The organism is Spirillospora albida, from assembly GCF_000718255.1.
GTDB lineage: Bacteria > Actinomycetota > Actinomycetes > Streptosporangiales > Streptosporangiaceae > Spirillospora > Spirillospora albida.
Window position 1 is genome coordinate 21,263 of record NZ_JOFJ01000024.1, and the last position, 19,448, is coordinate 40,710.

The following is a 19,448-nucleotide window of genomic DNA, read 5'->3' on the forward strand; positions in this document are numbered from 1 at the left end:
GGCGGGCGGCATGCCGCGGGTGGGGCCGCAAGCACGGCCCCACCCCCCATGACATGCGATTCGTTACGGTCCGCCTCTACGAAATCACTCCCGATACCCTTCGGAATCCGTTTACATGGATCTCGTGACCCATACCTCGGCAGCCGCTCCACCGCTCAGCGCCCCACCCGGCGACGCCACCCTCCGCTGGGTCGCGGCGTGTTTCGGGCGCGGCGCCGAGGTGCGGATGGTGCGGGCCCTGCCGGGCGGCTCCGCGCACGCCAACCACGAACTGCTCGTGGAGACCGCGTCCGGGACGCCGCATCCGCTGGTGCTGCGCCGCTGGACGGCCAGGGGCCCCGGCCCCGAGACGGGCGCCGGGCGCGGCCCCGACACCACCCGCCGGCACGGCTTCCACGGCGACGCCGAGTTCTCCCCCGAGCGGGAGATCGCCGCGCTCGCGCTCCTCGCGGGCTGCGAGATCCCCACGCCCGCGCTCGTCGCCGCCGACCCGGCGGGCGCGCACTGCGACGCCCCGGCGCTGCTCATCACCCGGCTGCCCGGCCACGCCCCGCGCCCCGCGCCCGGCGACCTCGACGAGTACATCATCCAGCTGGCCGCGGCGCTGCTGGCCGTGCACGCCCTGAACGGCACGGGCACCATGCCGCCGTACGTCCCGCACAACCGGCGGGACACGCGCCTCGCGCCCAAGCACGCCCTGCGCCCGGAGCTGTGGGAGCGCGCGTTCGAGGCGACCGCGCGGCCCGCGCCCGCCGCCCCGGCCCGGTTCATCCACCGCGACTACCACCCCGACAACACGCTGTGGGGGTACGGGCGCCTGACGGGCGTGGTCGACTGGTCGGACGCGTCGTCCGGCCCGGTCGCGATCGACGTGGCGTGCATGCGCCTCGGCCTCGCGCTCCGCTACGGCCCGGAGGTCGCCGACCGGTTCCGCGCGTCGTTCGACCAGGTGTCGGGCGGGCACCGGCACGACCCGTACTGGGACGTCCTGACCGTCCTCGACCTGCTCCCGGAGGACGACGACCGGGTCATCGGCGAGGCGGCCGTGCCCGCCCTGGAGACCTACCTGGCCGCCCTGCTCGCCGAACTGCGGGGCTAGCGCCCTACAGCGCGACGGTCTGGATCGGAAGGCTCGAGTCGGCGGGGACGTCCAGGCCGGAGGGGGCCAGGCCGGAGGCGACCAGCTCCGCGCCGAGGGCCGCGACCATCGCGCCGTTGTCGGTGCACAGCTTCGGGCGCGGCACCCGCAGCCGGACCCCGGCGGCCTCGCAGCGCTCCGCGGCGAGGGCCCGCAGCCGCGAGTTCGCCGCGACACCGCCGCCGATCAGCAGGTCGCGGACGCCGTTGTCCTTGCAGACCTTCAGCGCCTTCCGCGTGAGGACGTCCACGACGGCCTCCTGGAACGACGCCGACACGTCCGCGACGGGGACCGGCTCGCCGGCCCGCTCCCTCGCCTCGACCCAGCGCGCGACGGCCGTCTTGAGGCCGGAGAACGAGAAGTCGTAGGTGCCGTCGTTGTACTTGCCGCGCGGGAACGGGATCGCGGCCGGATCGCCGTCGCGGGCCATCCGGTCGATCACCGGGCCGCCCGGGAAGCCCAGGTCGAGGACCCGCGCGACCTTGTCGAACGCCTCGCCGGCCGCGTCGTCCACGGTGCCGCCGAGGGACCGGACGTCGGACGCCACGTCCGGGACGAGCAGCAGCGACGAGTGCCCGCCCGACACCAGCAGCGCGACGCAGGGCTTGGGCAGCGGGCCGTGCTCCAACTGGTCGACGCAGACGTGCGCGGCCAGGTGGTTCACCCCGTACAGCGGCTTTCCGAGCGCCAGCGCGTACGCCTTCGCGGCGGCCACGCCGACCATCAGCGCGCCCGGCAGGCCCGGACCGGCCGTCACCGCGAACGCGTCGACGTCCCGGAGCGCCACGCCCGCCTCCGCGAGCGCCCGGTCGACGGTCGCGGTCATCGCCTCAAGATGCGCGCGGGACGCGACCTCCGGCACGACGCCGCCGAAGCGGGCGTGCTGGTCGACGCTGGAGGCGATCGCGTCGGCCAGCAGCGTGTGGCCCCGGACGATGCCGACGCCGGTCTCGTCACAGGACGTCTCGATGCCGAGGACGAGCGGCGCACTGTCACGGATCACTGGTTCCCCCTGGTGAAGCCCGCCGCCGGACGCCGCCGGAGCTCGCGGCGCATCACGATCGCGTCGACGTTCGCGGGCTGGTAGTAGCGCTTGCGGACCCCGACCCGCACGAACCCGAACCGCTCGTACAGGCGGTGCGCGGCGGCGTTGTCGGCGCGGACCTCCAGGAACACGGCCTCGCAGCCGCGCCGGGCGGCCTCGTCCAGCAGCTCGGTCAGCAGGGCCGCGCCGATCCCGGAGCGGCGGCGGGCGGTGCCCACCCCGATGGTCTGCACGTCGGCCTGGCCGGCCACCGCGGCGAGGCCCGCGTACCCGACCAGCCGTCCGTCCGGGTCCTGCGCGACGACGTAGTGGCGGGTGGCGGGGCATCCGGCCAGCTCCTCCAGGAACATGGCCTCGCTCCACGCGTCCTCGGGGAAGAGCTCCTTCTCCAGCCGCTGGACGGCCGGCAGGTCGGCGTCCGCCATCGGCCGCAGGACGGCCTCGCTCACGGGCGCGTCACTTCCCACCGGGACGCCGTGACCCTCTTGCGGGGGCCGGGCTCCTTCGCGTCGGGACGGCGCAGGTAGAGCGGCTCGGGCGGGAGCAGCTCGGGGCCGGGGCCGCCGGACAGCCGGGCGATGGCCAGCTCGGCGAGCGCCGTCGCCGACGGCATCAGCGGCTCGTGGTCCATCCCGCCGAGGACCCCGGCGTACAGGGCCGCGCCCTCGCCGATGACGGGCAGGCCCTCCGGCGCCCCGTCCAGCACATCGGCCGCGGGGCCGACGGCGGGCTCGGTGGCGCGCACGGCGGACGACGCGTACCGCGCCCAGTAGACCTCCTTGCGGCGGGCGTCCGTCGCGACGGCGAACGGCTCCGTCCGGGCGCTCGCCCAGGCGATCGCGTCCAGCGTGCAGACCCCGTGGACCGGGATGCTCAGCGCCTCGCCCATCGCGCGCGCCGTCACGAGCCCGACCCGCAGCCCCGTGTAGGGGCCGGGGCCGACCCCGACGGCGATCGCGCTGAGGTCGTCCGGCGCGGCGCCCGCCTCCGCCAGCACCCGGGCGATGGAGGGCGTGAGCAGCTCGGTGTGCCGCCGGTCGGCGGCCTCGGCCGCGGCGCGGCGCCGCGCGCCCTCGCCGGGGATCCACTCGTACAGCGCCACGGTGACCGCGGCGGTCGCGGTGTCGAAAGCCAAGACCAGCACGGATTAAGAGCGTAGTGCAGAACCGCCGTGCGCCGGGCGTCCCCGGATCAGGAGGTCCCGAGGTTCTCCAGGACGGCCTTGCCGGTCTCGACGGCGCCGTCGACGGCGCTCTTGGCCGACAGGGGCTGCTTCTTGTCGCCGCCCGAGTAGTGGATCGTCACCAGGACGTTGCCGTCCCGGATGTTCGCGATGGCCTCGCCGGAGTCCTGCCGGTCGTCCACGCTGTAGACCGCGTAGCCCTCGTCGCCGACGCCGGTGAGGCGCGTCTTCTGCGCGAGCCTCTGGCCGGGCAGCAGCACCTTGCCGGACTCGTCCGCCTTCTGCTCGGAGGCGTACATGGTGCGCGCCGCCTCCGTCGGGGTGCTGTCGCTCCCCCCGGCGATCGCGCGGATCTCGACGGTCAGCTGGCGCTTGCTGCTGCCCGCGTAGACGCCCCACACGCACTGCGTCTGCCGGTCGCTGCTCTGGTAGTTGTCGCCCGGGTTGCGCTCGCCGCTCGGCACGAGGCGGTTCGCGAGGTCGTCCCTGACGACCGTGCAGGCGTCCGGCACGCCGGTGCGCTCGCCGGTCGCGGTCGGCGCGTTCTCGGACGCGCCGCTGCCCACGACCTGGCCGCTGCCCTCGTCGCCGCCGACCCCCGAGCCCTGCATGATCGCGAACACGGCGAGCACGCAGACGACGATCCCGGCGCCGACCCCGGCGAGCGTGATGCCGAGGCGCCGGCCCGAGCCGCGCTCGCGGACGACGCGGTGGCTGCCCGTCCGGTAGCCGGGGCCGCTCGCCCGGTGGCCGCCCGAGCGGTACTCGCCGCTGCCGGAGCGGTAGCCGCCGGTACGGGAGCCGCCGCCGGACGGGTAGCGTCCGCTGCCCTCGCCGTACTCGCCGCTGCCCGCCGGGTAGCGTCCGCTGCCCTCGCCGTACTCGCCGCTGCCCGCGCGGTAGCGCCCGCTGCCCGCGCCGTACTGGCCGCCGGCGGTGTAGCGCCCGCTGTCGCCGCCGTACTGCCCGCCGGCCGCACGGTAGTCGCCGGAGCCGGTGCGGTAGTCGCCGCTTCCCGTGCGGTAGTCGCCCGAGCCCGTCCGGTAGCCGCCGCCCGCCGGGTTCCCGCCCGCCCGGCGACCGGACCACCGGTCGCCCGGCCGGGCCTGGGCATGCGGGCCGTACTCTCTGTCGCCCATGCCGTATCCACCGCCGTCCGACCGGTAACCGTCGCCTCCGGCGCCGTGCCCACCGCCCGAACCGCGGTAGCCGTCCGTGCGGTCGCTATCGCCGCGGTGGCCACCACTCAACGGATCCCACTCCTGCTATTCGGAAACTCTCATATGTCGCGTAGGCGAGGTTCGTCCGGCAAAGAGTACGACATGAACCGGCAAAGTGGTCCGATCGGACTTCAGAAAATTGGCCGAGCTTGCCGAACCCTCTCAGCGGTGCCCCGGCGCCAGGTCGAGCCGCAGGCCGGACCAGCGATCACCGACCCCATCGATCCTTACTTCGCGGTCCTCTCCCGGCCCGTCCCCGCGCGAAATGATCACTTCCAGCCGGTCGTCGGCAAGGCCCTCCGCGAGCCCTTCGCCCCATTCCACGATCGTCACCGATTCGTCCACCGAGGCGTCCAGATCAAGGTCGTCCAGTTCCGCGAAACCGCCCAGCCGGTAGGCGTCCACATGCACCAGCGGCGGCCCGTCCCCGAGCGGCGGATGCACCCGCGCGATCACGAACGTCGGCGAGGTGACCGGCCCGCGGACCCCGAGGCCCGCGCCGATCCCCTGCGTCAGCGTCGTCTTGCCCGCCCCGAGATCGCCGGTGAGCACCAGCAGGTCCCCGGCCCGGACCAGCCCCCCGAGCCGGACGCCCAGCTCATGCATGTCCGCCGCCGTCGGCACCGTCACCATCGTGCTCACGCGCTCCGCTCCTCAGTCTCGTCGTTCCGTCCCCCGGCGGCTCCCCCGCCCGCGGCCGGCTCCGGCCGGATCCGGTCGATGAGCCGGCGCAGCCCGCCCGTGACCACCCCCGGGTACTCCAGCGGCAGGACGTGCCCCGCCTCCTGCACCTCCACGAGCTCCGCGTCCGGCAGCGCCTCCGCGATGCGCCGCCCGTGCTCGGCCGGCGTCAGCCGGTCCCGGCCGCCGCACAGCACCACCGCGGGCACCGACCCGATCACATCGAGCGCCGCCGACCGGTCGTGCGCGACCAGCGCCGGATAGAACTCCGCGATCACGTCGATCGGCGTCGCCCGGATCATCTCCTCCAGGAACCCGACCACCGTCGGGCTGACGTACCTGTCCGCGAACGCCATCCGCTTCGTCACGATGAACGCGAGGTCGGCCCCCATCCCCCGCGCCCGGTCGACGAACTCGGCGCGGCGGCCGAGGCCCCGCAGCGTCCCCGGCGCCAGCGGCCGGACGAGCTTCGCCAGCACCAGCGGCAGCCCCAGCGTCATCTCCGCCAGATCCCCGCACGACGTGTTGATCAGCGCGACCCCCGCGACCTGCCGCGCGAAGACCTCCGGGTGCCTATCCGCGAACGCCATGATCGACATGCCGCCCATCGAATGCCCCGCGAGCACGACCGTCGCGTCCGGCGGGACCGCCGCGCGCAGCACCGCCAGGAGATCGTCACCGGTCTGGTCGATGGTCGCGTGCGTCGGCTTGCTGCGGCCCGACCGGCCATGGCTCCGCTGGTCCCAGAACACCATGCGCGCCGTGCCCTGAAGGTCGCGCCGCTGGTAGTGCCACGAATCCTGGTTGAGCGTGTAGCCGTGGCAGAACACGACGGTGAGCGGCGCGTCGTCCGGACCGTCCACCTCGACGTGCAGCGGCAGCCCGTCATCGGCCTGGACGATCAACTCCCGGCCGCGCAGCCCGCCGAACGGCTCGGCCGCGTCCGGATCCGGACGCAGCCGGACCCGCCCGACGGCGAGGCGCCGCGCCCCGACGGCCGCGCCGACCCCCGCCGCGCCGATCCCCGCGACCGCCCCGGCGATGCCGATCCTGCGCCTTCTCCTGCTGTCCATGTGCGCGCCCCCTACAGCGCCCGTCCCGGATACGCCCTCGGCACCCGGGACCCGATTCGCGTGACGATCTCATACGAGATCGTGCCCAGGGCGTCCGCCCACTCCTGCGCGGTCGGCTCCCCCCGGTCCCCCGGCCCGAACAGGACGACCTCGTCACCCGCGGCGGCGGTGTCGTCCCCCAGGTCGACAACGAACTGGTCCATGCAAACGCGCCCGGCGATCCGGCGCCGCCGCCCCGCGGACAGGACCTCCAGCAGGTTCGACCCGTGCCGGGGGACCCCGTCCCCGTACCCGGCGGGCACCACCGCGAGGGTGGTCTCCCGCTCGGTCGTATACGTGTGCCCGTACGACACGCCACTGCCCGCCGGGACCCGCTTGACCAGCGCGAGACCGGCCACGAGCGTCATCGCGGGCCGCAGCCCGAACGTGCCGAGGTCCGGCACCGGCGACAGGCCGTACACGGCGATCCCCGGACGCACCAGGTCGAACCGCGCCTCCGGCAGCGTCAGCGCCGCCGCCGAGTTCGCCATGTGCCGCACCTCGAACCGCGCGCCCGCCCGCTCCGCGTGGGCGACCATCTCCGTGAACGCGCCGAGCTGCCGCCCGATCGAGGGATGCCCCGGCTCGTCCGCGCATGCGAAGTGCGAGTACACCCCCACCACCCGTAGATGCCCGGCCGCCTCCGCCTTCAGAGCGGCGTCCACCAGCCGAGCCCAGTCACCGCCCCCCGCACCGCCCCGGCTCATCCCGGTATCGGCCTTCAGATGCACCCGCGCGACCCGCCCGGCCCGCTCCGCCGCCGCCGCGATCTCGTCCACGAGCCACACCGCGCCCGCCGTCAGGTCAACGTCCCGCGCGACGGCCTCGCCGTACGCCTCGCCCGGCACCCCAAGGCACACCAGCGTCCGCGCCGTGACCCCCGCGTCCCGGAGCCGCAGCGCCTCCGCGAGCTTCGCCACCCCGAGCCACGACGCCCCACCGGACAGCGCCGCCCGCGCCGCCTCGACCAGACCGTGCCCGTACGCCTCGGCCTTCACCATGGCCATGACCTCGGCTCCGCCCGCCCGCTCGCGCAGGAGGACGACATTTCCCCTGATGGCGTCCAGATCGACCCGCGCCTCCGCCGGAACCCTCATACGCTCAAATTTATTGCAGTTCCCTCGGCGTCGGGCGCAGAGCGCCCTCCTTCGGCGGGCACTGCGCGCGATCGCTGTGTTTCGTTGCAGTGTCTTGGCGTCAGGCGCTGGGCGCCTTCCTTCGGCGGCCACTGCGGTGCGATCGCTGCATCGCTCCGACTCGCCCAGGGCTCGCTGCGCGATCAGGTTCTCGCTTCGCTCGAACCTGGCTTCGCTCGCGATCGCGACGGTTCCGGCGGTTGACGGCTGAGGCGGCGGCTGGGGCGGTCACGATCGGGTCCACAACCCCACGGGAATGTGCGGAGGTCGGTCCATACCCTTGCGGGTGTCTACGGTGGGTGGCCGGGGCTTCACTGTCGTGGCCACTGTTCACGGGAGTGTTCTGAAGGCGGCGGGGAGGGCTTCCAGAACGTCATCGGCGGTGATCGGGGCTTCGCCTGTTCCCAAGTGCGGGGCGGTGGCGAGGCGGGCGGCCAGGCCGTGGAGGTAGGCGCCGGCGGCGGCCGCGTCCAGGGCGGGCATCCCGTTCGCCAACAGGGCGCCGATCAGGCCGGCCAGGACGTCGCCCGTACCGGCCGTCGCCAGGCGGGGGGTGCCGGTCGGGTTGACGCGGACGGGACGGTCCTCCTCGGCGATCAGCGTCGTGGAGCCCTTGAGAAGGACGGTCGCCTGCAGTTCCGTCGCGGCGCGGCGGACATGCTCCAGGCGGCGGGCCTCGATCACCTCGCGGTCGGCGCCGATGAGGCGGGCCAACTCCCCCGCGTGGGGCGTGAGGACGGTGGGGGCCGCCCGGCGCAGAAGGTCGCGGCGGCGGGCCAGGACCGTCAGGCCGTCGGCGTCCACGAGAACGGGCAGGTCTGTGGACAGGGCCGCCGCCACGAGCCGCTCGGCGGCGTCGTCCGTCCCGAGGCCGGGGCCCACCACCCACGCCTGCACCCGGCCGACGCGTTCGAGCAGCTTGCCGCCCTCACCGCGCTCGGCCACCGTGGTCACGGCCTCCGGCCAGCGGTGGCGGACCAGCTCCACCGGGTGGGCGACGGACGCGAAGCGGACCATCCCGGCACCGCCCCTCAGCGCGCCGCCCGCGCAGAGGACCGCCGCGCCGGTGAACTCGTCCCCGCCCGCGAGGATGCCGGCCACGCCCCGGCGGTACTTGTCGGATTCCGGGCCGGGCTCGGGAGGCCGGACGTCCACGGGGCGCGCGGCCACCACATCGGGGTCGGGCAGGTCGGCGCCCAGGCCGATGTCGACCAGTTCGACGGCGCCGCAGCGGGACGCGCCGGGGTCGATGAGAAGGCCGGGCTTGTGGGTGCCGAAGGTGACGGTCACGTCGGCGCGCACCGCGACGCCGTCGACGCGTCCGGTGCTCGCGTCCACGCCGCTCGGCAGGTCGCACGCGACGACGATGCCCGGCGCCTCGGACGCCAGCGCGGCGAGGCGGGCGTGCGGTTCGCGGAGGCCGCCCGTCCCTCCGATGCCCGTCAGCCCGTCGATGATGAGGTCGGCCGCGGCGATCACGTCGTCGTGTTCGTCCGTGAAGCGGCCACCGGCGGCCCGCAATGCCGCCGCACCGCCCTGGTGCGGCGAGGACCCGGCCTGGACGGCGGTGACCCGCGCGCCGCGCCGGGCCAGCCGCGCCCCCGCATGCAGGGCGTCGCCCCCGTTGTCGCCCCCGCCGACCAGGAGCACGACGCGCGCCCCGTACACGGCCGGCAGCAGCCCGGCGCACACGGACGCCAGCCCGGCGGCGGCGCGCTGCATGAGCGTCCCCTCCGGAACACGCGCCATCAGCGCCCTTTCGGCCGCCCGCACCTTCCCGACCTCATGCGCGAACCTCATCCGAGCCCCCTGTCCCACCGGTCGGGTCACCAGGGTGCCACGCGAACGTCGCGCGGCGTATGAAACTTGCACCGCCTGTTGCATGGATGGAATTGAGTGACCGTTAGAATCGAGCAGGTCGGTTCGGTCGTCATCTCTGGGCTGGAGAGGCCGCAGCATGAGCGCATCCCGAGGTCCCTCGGTCCGGCAGCGCAGGCTGGCGGCGGAGCTGCGGCGACTCCGAGAGCGCGGCAACCTCACCGGCGACGACGTGGCCTTCCAGCTCAAGTGGTCCACGGCCAAGGTGAGCCGGATCGAGAACGCCCGGACGGCAGTCAAGATCAACGATGTGCGGCGGCTGCTCGACCTCTACGCGGTGACGGGCCCGCACCGGGACGAGATCATCGCGCTCGCCCACGACGCCGCCGAGCGCGGCTGGTGGGAGGAGTACCGGGATCTCGTGGGCGGCTACCCCGCCTACATCGCACTGGAGGCGGAGGCCGGGTCGATCCGGCAGTGGGAGTCCCACAACATGCCGGGCCTGCTGCAGACCCATGACTACGCTCGGGCGACGATCCTCGGCTGGAACGCGATCTCCGCGACGCCGCCCCGGGAGATCGACCGGCGGGTGGAGGTGCGGCTGCGGCGGCAGCGGATCCTCATGGGGGACCGTCCGACGGACCTCTCGGTCGTGGTGGACGAGTCGGTCCTGCACCGCAGGGTGGGCGACGCGGCGGTGATGCGTGCGCAGTTGCGGCATTTGCTGGACGTTTCGCAACGTGACAATGTGCATCTGCGCATTCTTCGCCTTGACGGCGACCATCCTATCATGGAGGGATCTTTCACGTTGCTTGAATTCCCCCCCGTGCACGATGTGATCTTCCCGGATATGGTGCACACCGAGAGCTTAACGGTCAGCCATTTCGAAGACGAGATGACCACTCACCTGTATCGTCTCGCCTACGAGTCGCTCGCTCGGGCGGCACTGTCCCACGAGGACTCGCGCGAGCTTATCTCCGCAACGCTCCGCATCTGGAAGTAATACTTCCGTCACCTATCCACTGGCACAAAAGGACCTTACGTGTTCTCCAACGATGACGGCGCGATCTCCTGGCGCAAGAGCAGCCGCTGCGCGGCCAACGGCACCTGTGTCGAGGTCGCCGCGATCCACACCGCCGGGACGATCGCCGCGCGCGACGCCAAGTACGGCGACGCCAGTCCGGTGCTGATGTTCTCCACGGGCGAGTGGCGGGCCCTCACGGAGCGTATCAAGTCGGGTCGACTGGACCTTCCCTGAGAAGGACGATCGCACCGCACGGATCGCATTCATGGGCGTCCCCCGGGGAGAGAGGTCATCCGGGGGGCGCCCGTTGCGTCCGCGACAGCAGATTTGAGAATCTCAAATAATCGGACTATAGGAAGAGAATTATCTGACCGGTCGCGACCACATTTATCTCCGCGGGAGCGGGTACGAAGGTAGGCGGCAACGGCGCCAACCCCTTCAGATTCCCCGAGTAGGAGGTGGGATGCGCTCCGAAGTGAATTTCCGGGCCGCCCGCTGGCGTAAGAGCACCAGCTGCGGCGCCAATGGGACATGCGTGGAAATCGCCGGGCTCCCAGGCCGGACCGTCGCGATCCGGGACAGCACCGGAGGTGAGGGCGGGCCCGTGCTCGTTCTCTCCGCGGCGCAGTGGCGCGCGTTCCTCACCGGTGTGAGGACGGGCGGGTTCGAGCTGCTCTGAACCACCGGGTGTGCCGGTCCGCCCCGTTCCCGGCACACCCGGCCTCGCCCCCCGCCGAGTTCCGTTTCAGGCCACGCGGACGCCGCGCGGCACGTGGTACATCGGCGTGCGCAGGCGGCGGGCCGAAAGCCACAGGGCGCCGCCCGCGAGCGCGAGGTCGAACGCGAGGCCGTACGGCCAGACGGGGCCGGCGTCCTCGTCCCGGTCGTTCCGGTCGATGTAGCCCTTGTCGCCCTCGCGGATGTCGCGGACCTCGCGGCTGATCCCGCCGAGCGGGTCGTTCGGCGGCGACTCCGTGAACGTGCCGTGCGGCGTCTGCACGGTGCGGCGGGTCAGCCGCGGCGCCGCGTCCGCCAGGACGACGACCGGGTTGGGCGCCAGCATCCACCACACGCGCTCGGGGTGGTCGCGGTCGTAGCCGCTTCCGGTCGGCGCGGCGGTGAACGGCAGCGCGATCGTGAACAGCAGGGGCGTGCCGACCAGCAGCCCGAAGACGGTCAGGTACGACATCAGCACCGCGGTGATGCTGCGCGCGAGCAGCGCCGACCAGCCGAGCGCCAGCGCGCAGCTCACCCCGATCAGCAGGCCGGTGACCAGCAGGACGACGATGGCGCGGCCGATCCCGATCGCGCCCTCCGCGACCGGCAGGAGCAGGCTGGGCAGCGTCAGCAGCAGGACGATCAGGCCGGTCCCCCAGCCCGCGAGGAGCTTGCCGAGGACGATGTCGCCCGGCTGGAGGCGGGTGAGCTGGAGCGCGGCGAGCGTGCCCCGCTCCCGCTCCCCGTTGATGGCCTGCGCGCCGAGCGCCGGCGTGACCAGCAGCGTCAGGATGAGGACGGCGAGCAGCACCCCGCCGAACATCGGAACGCCGGAATGCCCGAAGTCGCTTTGATCGTCCATCTCCAGGGCGAGCCGGAACATCATCGCGAGGCCGTTCACGAGCACGGCCCACACGACGAGCAGCGCCTTCCAGCGGCCGGTGCGCAGCCGGGTCCTGATCTCCTGCCGGGCCACCAGCCCGATCCCCTGCGGTGTCATCGGCCGCTCACCTCCGGTCGTCGGTCATGGCCAGGTACACGGATTCGAGGGCACCGGACGCGGGCGCCAGCCCGGTGACGGGCACCCCCGCGGCGACGAGCTCGGCGAGCAGCGCCGCGGCCTCCGCCTCGGTGAGCGGGCCGACCTCGGCGGCACCGGGCAGCGGCTGGACGTCGGCGCGTCCGGCGAGCGCGGCCATCAGCCGGCCGGGGTCGAGGGAGCGGACGCGCCAGCGGCTGCGGGTCGCGGCCGCGAGGTCCGCCATCGCGTGCTCGCCGACCGTCCGGCCCCGGTCGACCAGGACGACCCGGTCGGCGATCTCCTCCAGTTCGCTGAGGATGTGGCTGGACACGAGCACCGCGACGCCCTCCGCCGCCAGCGACCGCAGCAGGTCGCGCAGTTCCACGCGGGAGCGGGGGTCGAGGCCGGACGCGGGTTCGTCCAGCAGCAGGACGCGGGGCCGGTGCACCAGTGCGCGGGCCACGCCGAGCCGCTGCTTCTGTCCGCGCGACAGGGCGTGCACGGGCTGCCCGAGCTGCTCGTCGAGGTGGACGAGCGACAGCAGCGCGCGGATCCGGCGCGGCCGCTCGTCCTTCGGCAGGCCGTGGGCCTCGGCGAAGAACGCGAGGTACTCGTCGACGGTGAGCTGGTCGTACACGCCGAGGGTGTCGGGCATGTAGCCGACCGCGTCGCGCGCGAGGCGCGGATGCGTCCGGACGTCGTGCCCGGCGATCCGGACGACGCCGTGGTCGGGGCCGAGGAGGGTCGCGAGGATGAGCAGCAGCGTCGTCTTGCCCGCGCCGTTCGGCCCGACGAGCGCGGTGACCTGCCCGTACGGGACGGTCAGGTCAAGGCCGCCGAGGGCCTGGACCATCCCGAAGCGGCGCGCCACCCCGTGCGCCTCGACGCCGAGCCCGTCCATACCGTCCCCCTCCGCACCGCACCTCCGAGTGAGATGCGGCACGGCGGCGGGAGGTTCCCGGCGAGCCGGATTATTCGACCGTGACGGACTTCGCCAGGTTGCGCGGCTGGTCGACGTCGTGCCCCTTGGCGGTCGCCAGCTCGCACGCGAAGACCTGCAGCGGGACGGTCGTGACCAGCGGCTGGAGCAGCGTCGGCACGGCCGGGACGCTGATCAGGGTGTCGGCGTACGGCTCGACGGACGCGTCGCCCTCCTCGGCGATCACGATCGTGCGGGCGCCGCGGGCCCGGATCTCCTGGATGTTCGACACGATCTTGTCGTGCAGGACGGCCCGCGCCCGCGGCGGCACGACCACCACGACCGGCAGGCCCTCCTCGATCAGCGCGATCGGCCCGTGCTTCAGCTCGCCCGCCGCGAATCCCTCCGCGTGCATGTAGGCGAGCTCCTTGAGCTTCAGCGCGCCCTCCAGCGCGACGGGGAAGCCCACGTGCCGGCCGAGGAACAGCACGCACCGCTCGCCGGCCAGGGACCGGGCCAGCTCGCGGACCGGCTCCATCGTCTCCAGGACCTTGTCGACCTTCTCCGGCATCCCGTCCAGCAGCTGGACCATCGCGAACACCTCGTCGCCCCACTTGGTGCCCCGCACCTGCGCGAGGTAGAGGGCGATCAGGTAGACGGCGACGAGCTGCGTCAGGAACGCCTTCGTGGACGCGACCGCGATCTCGGGCCCGGCGTGCGTGTAGAGGACGCCGTCGCACTCGCGCGGCAGCGTCGACCCGTTCACGTTGCAGATGCCGAGCAGCTTCGCCTTCTGCTCCCGGGCGTGCCGGACGGCCATCAGCGCGTCCATCGTCTCGCCCGACTGGGAGATCGCGATGACGAGCGTCGTCGGCGACAGGATCGCGTCCCGGTAGCGGAACTCGCTGGCCAGCTCGACCTCGCAGGGCAGCCCGGCCCAGTGCTCGATCGCGTACTTGGCGATCAGGCCCGCGTGGTAGGACGTCCCGCACGCCACGATGATGATCTTGTCGACCTCGCGGAGCTCCTGGTCGGAGATGCGCATCTCGTCCAGCGTCAGCCGGCCGTCGGTCCCGATCCGGCCGAGCAGCGTGTCGGCGACCGCGCGCGGCTGCTCCGCGATCTCCTTCAGCATGAAGTAGTCGTAGCCGCCCTTCTCCGCGGCCGACACGTCCCAGTCGACGTGGTACTCCTTCACCTCGGCGGGCCGGCCCTCGAAGTCGGTGACCGCGACCCCGCCGGCGCGCAGCTCGACGACCTGGTCCTGGCCGAGCTCGATCGCGTCCCGGGTGTGCTCGATGAAGGCCGCGACGTCGCTGGCGAGGAAGTTCTCGCCGTCGCCGACCCCGACGACCAGCGGCGAGTTCCGGCGCGCGCCGACCACCAGGTCCGGGTCGCCGGTGTGCATCGCCACCAGCGTGAACGCGCCCTCCAGACGGCGGCATACGCGGCGCATCGCGTCCGCGAGGTTCCCGCCCGCCTTGAGCTCGTCCTCCAGCAGGTGCGCGACGGCCTCGGTGTCGGTGTCGGAGCCGAGCTTGTGCCCGGCCTCCTCCAGCTCGCTCCGCAGCGCCGCGAAGTTCTCGATGATCCCGTTGTGGATCACGGCGACCGTGCCGGAGCAGTCGACGTGCGGGTGCGCGTTCCGGTCGTTCGGCGCCCCGTGCGTCGCCCACCGGGTGTGGCCCATGCCGAGGGTGCCGGCGGGCGGCGGCTCCTCCGCGAGCGCCTCCCGCAGGTTCACCAGCTTGCCCGCGCGCTTCGCCGTCGTGAGCGCCCCCTCCGCGAGGATGGCCACGCCGGCCGAGTCGTAGCCGCGGTACTCCAGCCGGGCCAACCCGTCGACCACGACGTCCAGCGCCGGCCTGCCCCCTACGTACCCCACGATTCCGCACATGGCGGCAAGCCTATTCGCTGTCCGGCGCGGGGCCTACCTGCGAGGGCGGACGAGCGAGCCACTACCGTGGTCGCCCGGCGACCGGCCGAGCCGGTCGTTAAGGTTTCAAACATGACGAGCGGATGGGACAGCGTGCCGAGCCCCTACCTGGAATTCTCCCGCGCGGACTGGCGTCCGCTGCGCGAGAGCACCCCGCTCCCCCTGACCCCCGGCGAGCTGGACGCCCTGCGCGGCCTGCGGGACCCGATCGACATCACCGAGGTCGAGGAGGTGTACCTGCCGCTGTCGCGGCTCCTCAACCTGTTCTTCATGTCGGACGGGCGGCTCCGCGACACCGTCGGGGAGTTCCTCGGCGGCGAGGTCCGGCCCACCCCGTTCATCATCGGGGTCGCCGGGAGCGTCGCGGTCGGCAAGTCCACCACGTCCCGGCTGCTGCGGACGCTGCTGGCCCGCTGGCCCGAGCACCCCAGTGTGGAACTCGTCACGACCGACAGCTTCCTGTACCCGAACGCCGTCCTCACCGAGCGCGGGATCATGGACCGGAAGGGGTTCCCCGAGTCGTACGACCGGCGCTCGCTCGTCCGGTTCGTGTCGTCGATCAAGGCGGGCGCGGCCGAGTGCGACATCCCCGTGTACTCCCATCTGGAGTACGACATCGTCCCGGACGCGAAGCAGACCGTCCGGCGCCCCGACATCCTCATCGTCGAGGGGCTGAACGTCCTGCAGGCGGCCCCGGCGGGCCAGCTCGGCGTATCCGACTTCTTCGACTTCTCGATCTACGTGGACGCCCGGGTGGAGGACATCCGGCAGTGGTACGTCGACCGGCTGTTCGCGCTGCGCCGCACCGCGTTCACCGACCCGCGCTCGTACTTCCACAAGTACGCCCACGAGATGGACGAGGACGAGACCGCCGCCTTCGCCCAGCGCGTGTGGCGCGACGTCAACGAGATCAACCTGGTGTCGAACATCCTGCCGACCCGGGCGCGGGCCACGCTCGTCCTGCACAAGGGCAAGGACCACTCGATCGAGCGCGTCCGCCTGCGGCGTATCTGACCGCGTCCGCGACGATCGCGGTCGCCGACGGTCACTCGGCGCTGGCGACCGTCAGGGAGCGCAGCCGGTACGAGGCGAGGAGCACGCCGGCGACCGTGACGGCGGCCAGCAGAGGGCCCGCCACGGCCAGGTCCACGGTCGAGTCGATCACCGACGCGGGGGTCAGCGCGTCCGTCACCGACAGCGCCCACTGCTGGATCGACGCCGACTTCGCGCCCGGCGCGAAGTTGCCGAGCAGCGCCTCCCACACGAGCGCGTACAGCAGCCCGATCGTGACGGCGTTGCGGCTCAGGACGGCGAGCGCCACGAACACGGCGCTGTAGGCGATGCCGCCGACGAGGACGCCGACGGTGAAGGCGGACGCCATCCCGGCCGTCGTGCCGGTGAGCAGCAGGCCCGCGATCAGCGTCGGGACGACCGCGAACAGCGTCACGAGCACGACCGCGACCGCGTACTTCGTCACCACGACCACCGGCCGCGGGATCGGCTTGGTCAGCACGTACATGATCTGGCCGTCGTCGATCTCCGGCCCGATCACCCCCGTGCCGGCGATCAGCGCCAGCAGCGGCAGCAGCGTGGCCAGCGCGAACCGCTGCATCACCTGCGCGGACGTGTCGAGGTCGTTGAAGTCCGACAGCCGCAACGCGGCGGCCAGCACCAGCAGCAGCACGGGCAGCAGGAGCAGCAGCAGCGCCCGCCGCCGCCCCAGCATCGCCCGGAACGTGATCATCGCGATGGTTGCGTTCATCGTGCCACCAGATAGGAGAAGACGCTTTCGAGGGACTCGTCCGCCGGGGAGACCTCCCAGAGGCGGACGTCGGCGTCGCGGGCCAGCCGCGGGAGGAGCCAGGTGAAGCGCTGGAAGTCGGTCGCCTCGACGCGCAGGCCCTTCTCGGTGAGTTCGACGCTGCTCGCGCAGCCGTCCGCGATGACCTCGGCGGCCAGCCGCCGGTCGTCGCCGGAGCGGACGAGGAAGATGTGCGGGCGGTCCGTCATCAGCCGGCGGATCTTGCGGAAGTCGCCGGACGCGGCGTGCCGGCCCGCGACGATCACCTCGATATGGCTGGCGAGGCGCTCGACCTCTTCCAGAATGTGCGAGCTGAACAGGATCGTGCGGCCCTCGTCGGCCATCCGGCGGATCAGGTCCATGAGCTGGAGCCGCTGCCGCGGGTCCATGCCGTTGAACGGCTCGTCGAGCAGCAGCACGGGCGGGTCGTGGACCAGCGCGGACGCCATCTTGATCCGCTGCTTCATGCCCTTGGAGTAGTTCCCGATGGGCCGGTTCGCGGCGTAGTCCATCTCGACGAGGCCGATGGCGCGGCGGGCCGCGGCGGACGGGTCGGGCAGCTTGTGCAGCTTCGCCATCGCGTGGATGAACTGCTCGCCGGTGAGGAAGTCGTAGGCCGCCTCGCGCTCGGGCACGAGCCCGAGCCGCCGGTACACGTCCGGGTTCTGCCAGATCGGCGCCCCGTCCAGCGTCACCGTGCCGGACGAGGGGGCCAGGAACCCGCCCATCATGTGGATGAGGGTCGACTTCCCGGCGCCGTTCGGCCCGAGCAGGCCGGTCACGCCGGGGCCCACCGTCATCGAGACGCCGTTGACGGCGACGACGTTGCCGTACCAGCGGGAGACGCTCTCCAGCTTCAGTTCACTCACGAGAGGCCCGCCTTCCGGAAGCGGCGGTACAGGACCGCGACAGAGCCGGCGACCAGGGCGGCGCAGATCGCGAGCGCGATGAGGCCGGCGGCGGTGCCGGACGGGACGCCGGCCGACGACGACTCCGCGCCGAGCAGCCGGACCTGGACGATGTCGACCAGGTTGAACGGGGCGAACAGGCCCGCCCAGCCCTGGAGGGTGAAGTTCGTCCGCGCCTCCGCGATTTCCTGCACGATCGCCACCACCGTGGTGCTGATCATGAAGACCGCGATGACGGCGGCGACGCCGAGGCCGCGGCGCGGGGTGAACGCGGCGACCGGCATCGCGATCGCCGACAGGACCAGCGCGAACAGCCCGCAGCCGACCAGCCCGGCGAGATAGTCCAGGAGGTGCTGGGAGGAGTCCGGCGCCTTGGCGACCAGCCCGCCGAAGTACAGGACGCTGACCGGCACGGCCGTCAGCGCGAACGCGGCGGTCGCCAGCGCGCCGAGCTTGGCGAGCACGAAGTCGAGATGCCCGACCGGCCGGGAGAAGTACAGCGGCACGACCTGGAACCGGATCTCCCGCGACGCGAGCACGGGCGCCTGTGTCGCCAGGAAGATCGAGATGATGACCGACAGCGTGACCGCGTACGAGGAGTAGGGGATCAGCGCCTCCTCCTCGCCGGTGAACGCGAACGCCGCGACCGACCCGGCGGCGGGCAGCAGCATGATCGCGGCCAGCAGGAACGGCATCACCTTGGCGCGGGCGGGCCGGCCGAGGCCCCACGCGGCCCGCAGGTTGTGGACGTACAGGGACCGGAGGACGTAGCCGCGGCCGCTGCGGCGGCCCTCGTAGTGCCGGTAGCCGATGTCGTGGATCGTGCTGGTGCTCATCGCGGCGCCCCCTGCTGCGGGACGGGCGCGGGCGGCCCGTCCTGGAAGACCTCTTCGATGTGGTGGCGGCGCTGCTCCATCCGGACCAGCCGCAGCCCGAGTTCGGCGACGCCGTCCCGGACGAGGTCGTAGGTCTTCTCCCCGGCGATGTCGATGACGAGGAACCGGCCCTCCGGACGCACCGAGACGCCCTGGTCGAACAGCATCCGGCCGAGGTCGTCGCGGCCCTCGTCCACCTCGACGGTGAGGGCGCCGGACGCCGCCGTGTACGCCTCGACGGCCTGGGAGCGCAGCAGCCTCCCGCCGTCGATGATGACGACGTGGTCGCAGACCCGCTCCAGCTCGCCGAGCAGGTGCGAGGTGACGAGCACGCTGATGCCGAACTCGGCGCCGATGCGGCGGATCAGGTCGAGCATCTCGTCGCGTCCGGCCGGGTCGAGGCCGTTGGTCGGCTCGTCCAGGAACACGAGCTTCGGGTCGTGCACCAGCGCCTGCGCGAGCTTCACCCGCTGCCGCATGCCCGTCGAGTAGCCGCCGATCGGGCGGTAGCGCTCCTCGTACAGGCCGACGTGCCGGAGCGTGTCGGCGGCGCGCTCGCGGGCGGCGGTGGGCGGCAGCCCGCACATCCGGGCCATGTGCACGACGAACTCGGTCGCGGACACGTCCGGCGGCAGGCAGTCGTACTCGGGCATGAACCCGACGCTCTCCCGGATCCGCAGCCCGTCGCGGGCGATGTCGTACCCGAGGACGGTCGCTGTTCCGGCGGTCGGGGGCTGCAGCCCGAGGAGGATCTTGATGAGGGTCGACTTGCCGGCGCCGTTGGCGCCGACGAGGCCGACGACCCCGGGTTCCACGGCCACCGTGAGGTCGTCCAGGGCGGTCACCCGGGGAAACCTCATCGTCAGCCCCTGGATGGCGATGATCGGCATGATCCGAACCTAGCGGCCGGACGG

The 19,448-nt window shown here is 72.8% G+C and carries 20 protein-coding genes; 5 read left to right on the top strand and 15 right to left on the bottom strand.

Annotation, left to right across the window (positions count from 1 at the left end; translation table 11 throughout):
* Positions 1-115 precede the first annotated feature (115 nt).
* Positions 116-1,099 (top strand): phosphotransferase family protein, encoded by a 984-nt coding sequence (locus IE99_RS0125295; protein WP_030175957.1) that lies wholly within the window; start codon positions 116-118, stop codon positions 1,097-1,099.
* A gap of 4 nt (positions 1,100-1,103) precedes the next feature.
* Here the strand turns inward: IE99_RS0125295 and tsaD are convergent, their stop codons facing one another.
* The 8 genes from tsaD to IE99_RS0125335 all read right to left on the bottom strand — a co-directional run bounded on the left by tsaD (position 1,104) and on the right by IE99_RS0125335 (position 9,315).
* Positions 1,104-2,141: a tRNA (adenosine(37)-N6)-threonylcarbamoyltransferase complex transferase subunit TsaD gene (gene tsaD / locus IE99_RS0125300; protein WP_030175959.1), complete on the bottom strand. Its 1,038-nt coding sequence runs from the start codon at positions 2,139-2,141 to the stop codon at positions 1,104-1,106.
* Positions 2,138-2,608 carry a ribosomal protein S18-alanine N-acetyltransferase gene (gene rimI, locus IE99_RS0125305; protein WP_030175962.1) on the bottom strand — a complete coding sequence of 157 codons (471 nt, stop codon included), beginning with the start codon at positions 2,606-2,608 and terminating at the stop codon, positions 2,138-2,140. The genes tsaD and rimI overlap by 4 nt, the downstream gene beginning before the upstream one ends.
* A gap of 20 nt (positions 2,609-2,628) precedes the next feature.
* Positions 2,629-3,327 (bottom strand): tRNA (adenosine(37)-N6)-threonylcarbamoyltransferase complex dimerization subunit type 1 TsaB, encoded by a 699-nt coding sequence (tsaB, locus tag IE99_RS0125310; protein ID WP_030175965.1) that lies wholly within the window; start codon positions 3,325-3,327, stop codon positions 2,629-2,631.
* 47 nt (positions 3,328-3,374) lie between these two features.
* Positions 3,375-4,505 carry a hypothetical protein gene (locus IE99_RS0125315; RefSeq protein WP_030175968.1) on the bottom strand — a complete coding sequence of 377 codons (1,131 nt, stop codon included), beginning with the start codon at positions 4,503-4,505 and terminating at the stop codon, positions 3,375-3,377.
* 243 nt (positions 4,506-4,748) lie between these two features.
* Positions 4,749-5,219, bottom strand: coding sequence for a tRNA (adenosine(37)-N6)-threonylcarbamoyltransferase complex ATPase subunit type 1 TsaE (gene tsaE / locus IE99_RS0125320; RefSeq protein WP_030175971.1), 471 nt, complete (start codon positions 5,217-5,219; stop codon positions 4,749-4,751).
* 5 nt (positions 5,220-5,224) lie between these two features.
* The gene (locus tag IE99_RS0125325) at positions 5,225-6,340 is read right to left on the bottom strand and encodes an alpha/beta fold hydrolase (protein WP_051713223.1); all 1,116 of its coding nucleotides are present in this window, start codon (positions 6,338-6,340) and stop codon (positions 5,225-5,227) included.
* Positions 6,341-6,351: 11 nt separating this feature from the next.
* Positions 6,352-7,476 carry an alanine racemase gene (gene alr, locus IE99_RS0125330; RefSeq protein WP_030175975.1) on the bottom strand — a complete coding sequence of 375 codons (1,125 nt, stop codon included), beginning with the start codon at positions 7,474-7,476 and terminating at the stop codon, positions 6,352-6,354.
* Positions 7,477-7,845: 369 nt separating this feature from the next.
* Positions 7,846-9,315, bottom strand: coding sequence for a bifunctional ADP-dependent NAD(P)H-hydrate dehydratase/NAD(P)H-hydrate epimerase (locus IE99_RS0125335; protein ID WP_030175979.1), 1,470 nt, complete (start codon positions 9,313-9,315; stop codon positions 7,846-7,848).
* 157 nt (positions 9,316-9,472) lie between these two features.
* Here IE99_RS0125335 and IE99_RS0125340 point away from each other — a divergent pair, with 157 nt between their 5' ends.
* From IE99_RS0125340 to IE99_RS0125350, 3 genes are all read left to right on the top strand, one after another.
* The gene (locus IE99_RS0125340) at positions 9,473-10,336 is read left to right on the top strand and encodes a helix-turn-helix domain-containing protein (RefSeq protein ID WP_030175982.1); all 864 of its coding nucleotides are present in this window, start codon (positions 9,473-9,475) and stop codon (positions 10,334-10,336) included.
* A gap of 39 nt (positions 10,337-10,375) precedes the next feature.
* Entirely contained in the window at positions 10,376-10,591 is a 216-nt protein-coding gene (locus IE99_RS0125345; RefSeq protein WP_030175985.1) for a DUF397 domain-containing protein, read from the top strand.
* Between the two features lie 229 nt (positions 10,592-10,820).
* Positions 10,821-11,036, top strand: a complete 216-nt coding sequence (locus IE99_RS0125350) for a DUF397 domain-containing protein (RefSeq protein WP_030175988.1) — start codon at positions 10,821-10,823, stop codon at positions 11,034-11,036.
* A gap of 66 nt (positions 11,037-11,102) precedes the next feature.
* Here the strand turns inward: IE99_RS0125350 and IE99_RS0125355 are convergent, their stop codons facing one another.
* From IE99_RS0125355 to glmS, 3 genes are all read right to left on the bottom strand, one after another.
* Positions 11,103-12,074: an ABC transporter permease gene (locus IE99_RS0125355; protein WP_030175991.1), complete on the bottom strand. Its 972-nt coding sequence runs from the start codon at positions 12,072-12,074 to the stop codon at positions 11,103-11,105.
* A 7-nt stretch (positions 12,075-12,081) separates the two neighbouring features.
* Complete coding sequence (locus IE99_RS0125360; RefSeq protein WP_030175994.1) at positions 12,082-12,996, bottom strand: ABC transporter ATP-binding protein; 915 nt, start codon at positions 12,994-12,996, stop codon at positions 12,082-12,084.
* 70 nt (positions 12,997-13,066) lie between these two features.
* Positions 13,067-14,911, bottom strand: coding sequence for a glutamine--fructose-6-phosphate transaminase (isomerizing) (gene glmS, locus IE99_RS0125365; protein WP_030176006.1), 1,845 nt, complete (start codon positions 14,909-14,911; stop codon positions 13,067-13,069).
* Positions 14,912-15,022: 111 nt separating this feature from the next.
* Here glmS and coaA point away from each other — a divergent pair, with 111 nt between their 5' ends.
* Positions 15,023-15,964: a type I pantothenate kinase gene (coaA, locus tag IE99_RS0125370; protein ID WP_084219931.1), complete on the top strand. Its 942-nt coding sequence runs from the start codon at positions 15,023-15,025 to the stop codon at positions 15,962-15,964.
* 31 nt (positions 15,965-15,995) lie between these two features.
* On the opposite strand, the gene IE99_RS0125375 is transcribed toward coaA, so the two are convergent.
* Genes IE99_RS0125375 through IE99_RS0125390 form a run of 4 tightly spaced genes read right to left on the bottom strand, consistent with a single transcriptional unit; the run spans position 15,996 to position 19,424 of the window.
* Positions 15,996-16,712, bottom strand: coding sequence for an ABC transporter permease (locus IE99_RS0125375; RefSeq protein WP_030176012.1), 717 nt, complete (start codon positions 16,710-16,712; stop codon positions 15,996-15,998).
* Entirely contained in the window at positions 16,709-17,620 is a 912-nt protein-coding gene (locus IE99_RS0125380) for an ABC transporter ATP-binding protein (RefSeq protein WP_030176015.1), read from the bottom strand. Before IE99_RS0125380 ends, IE99_RS0125375 begins: the two co-directional genes overlap by 4 nt.
* Positions 17,617-18,495 carry an ABC transporter permease gene (locus IE99_RS0125385; RefSeq protein WP_030176018.1) on the bottom strand — a complete coding sequence of 293 codons (879 nt, stop codon included), beginning with the start codon at positions 18,493-18,495 and terminating at the stop codon, positions 17,617-17,619. Before IE99_RS0125385 ends, IE99_RS0125380 begins: the two co-directional genes overlap by 4 nt.
* Entirely contained in the window at positions 18,492-19,424 is a 933-nt protein-coding gene (locus tag IE99_RS0125390; protein ID WP_051713225.1) for an ABC transporter ATP-binding protein, read from the bottom strand. The genes IE99_RS0125385 and IE99_RS0125390 overlap by 4 nt, the downstream gene beginning before the upstream one ends.
* Positions 19,425-19,448 lie beyond the last annotated feature (24 nt).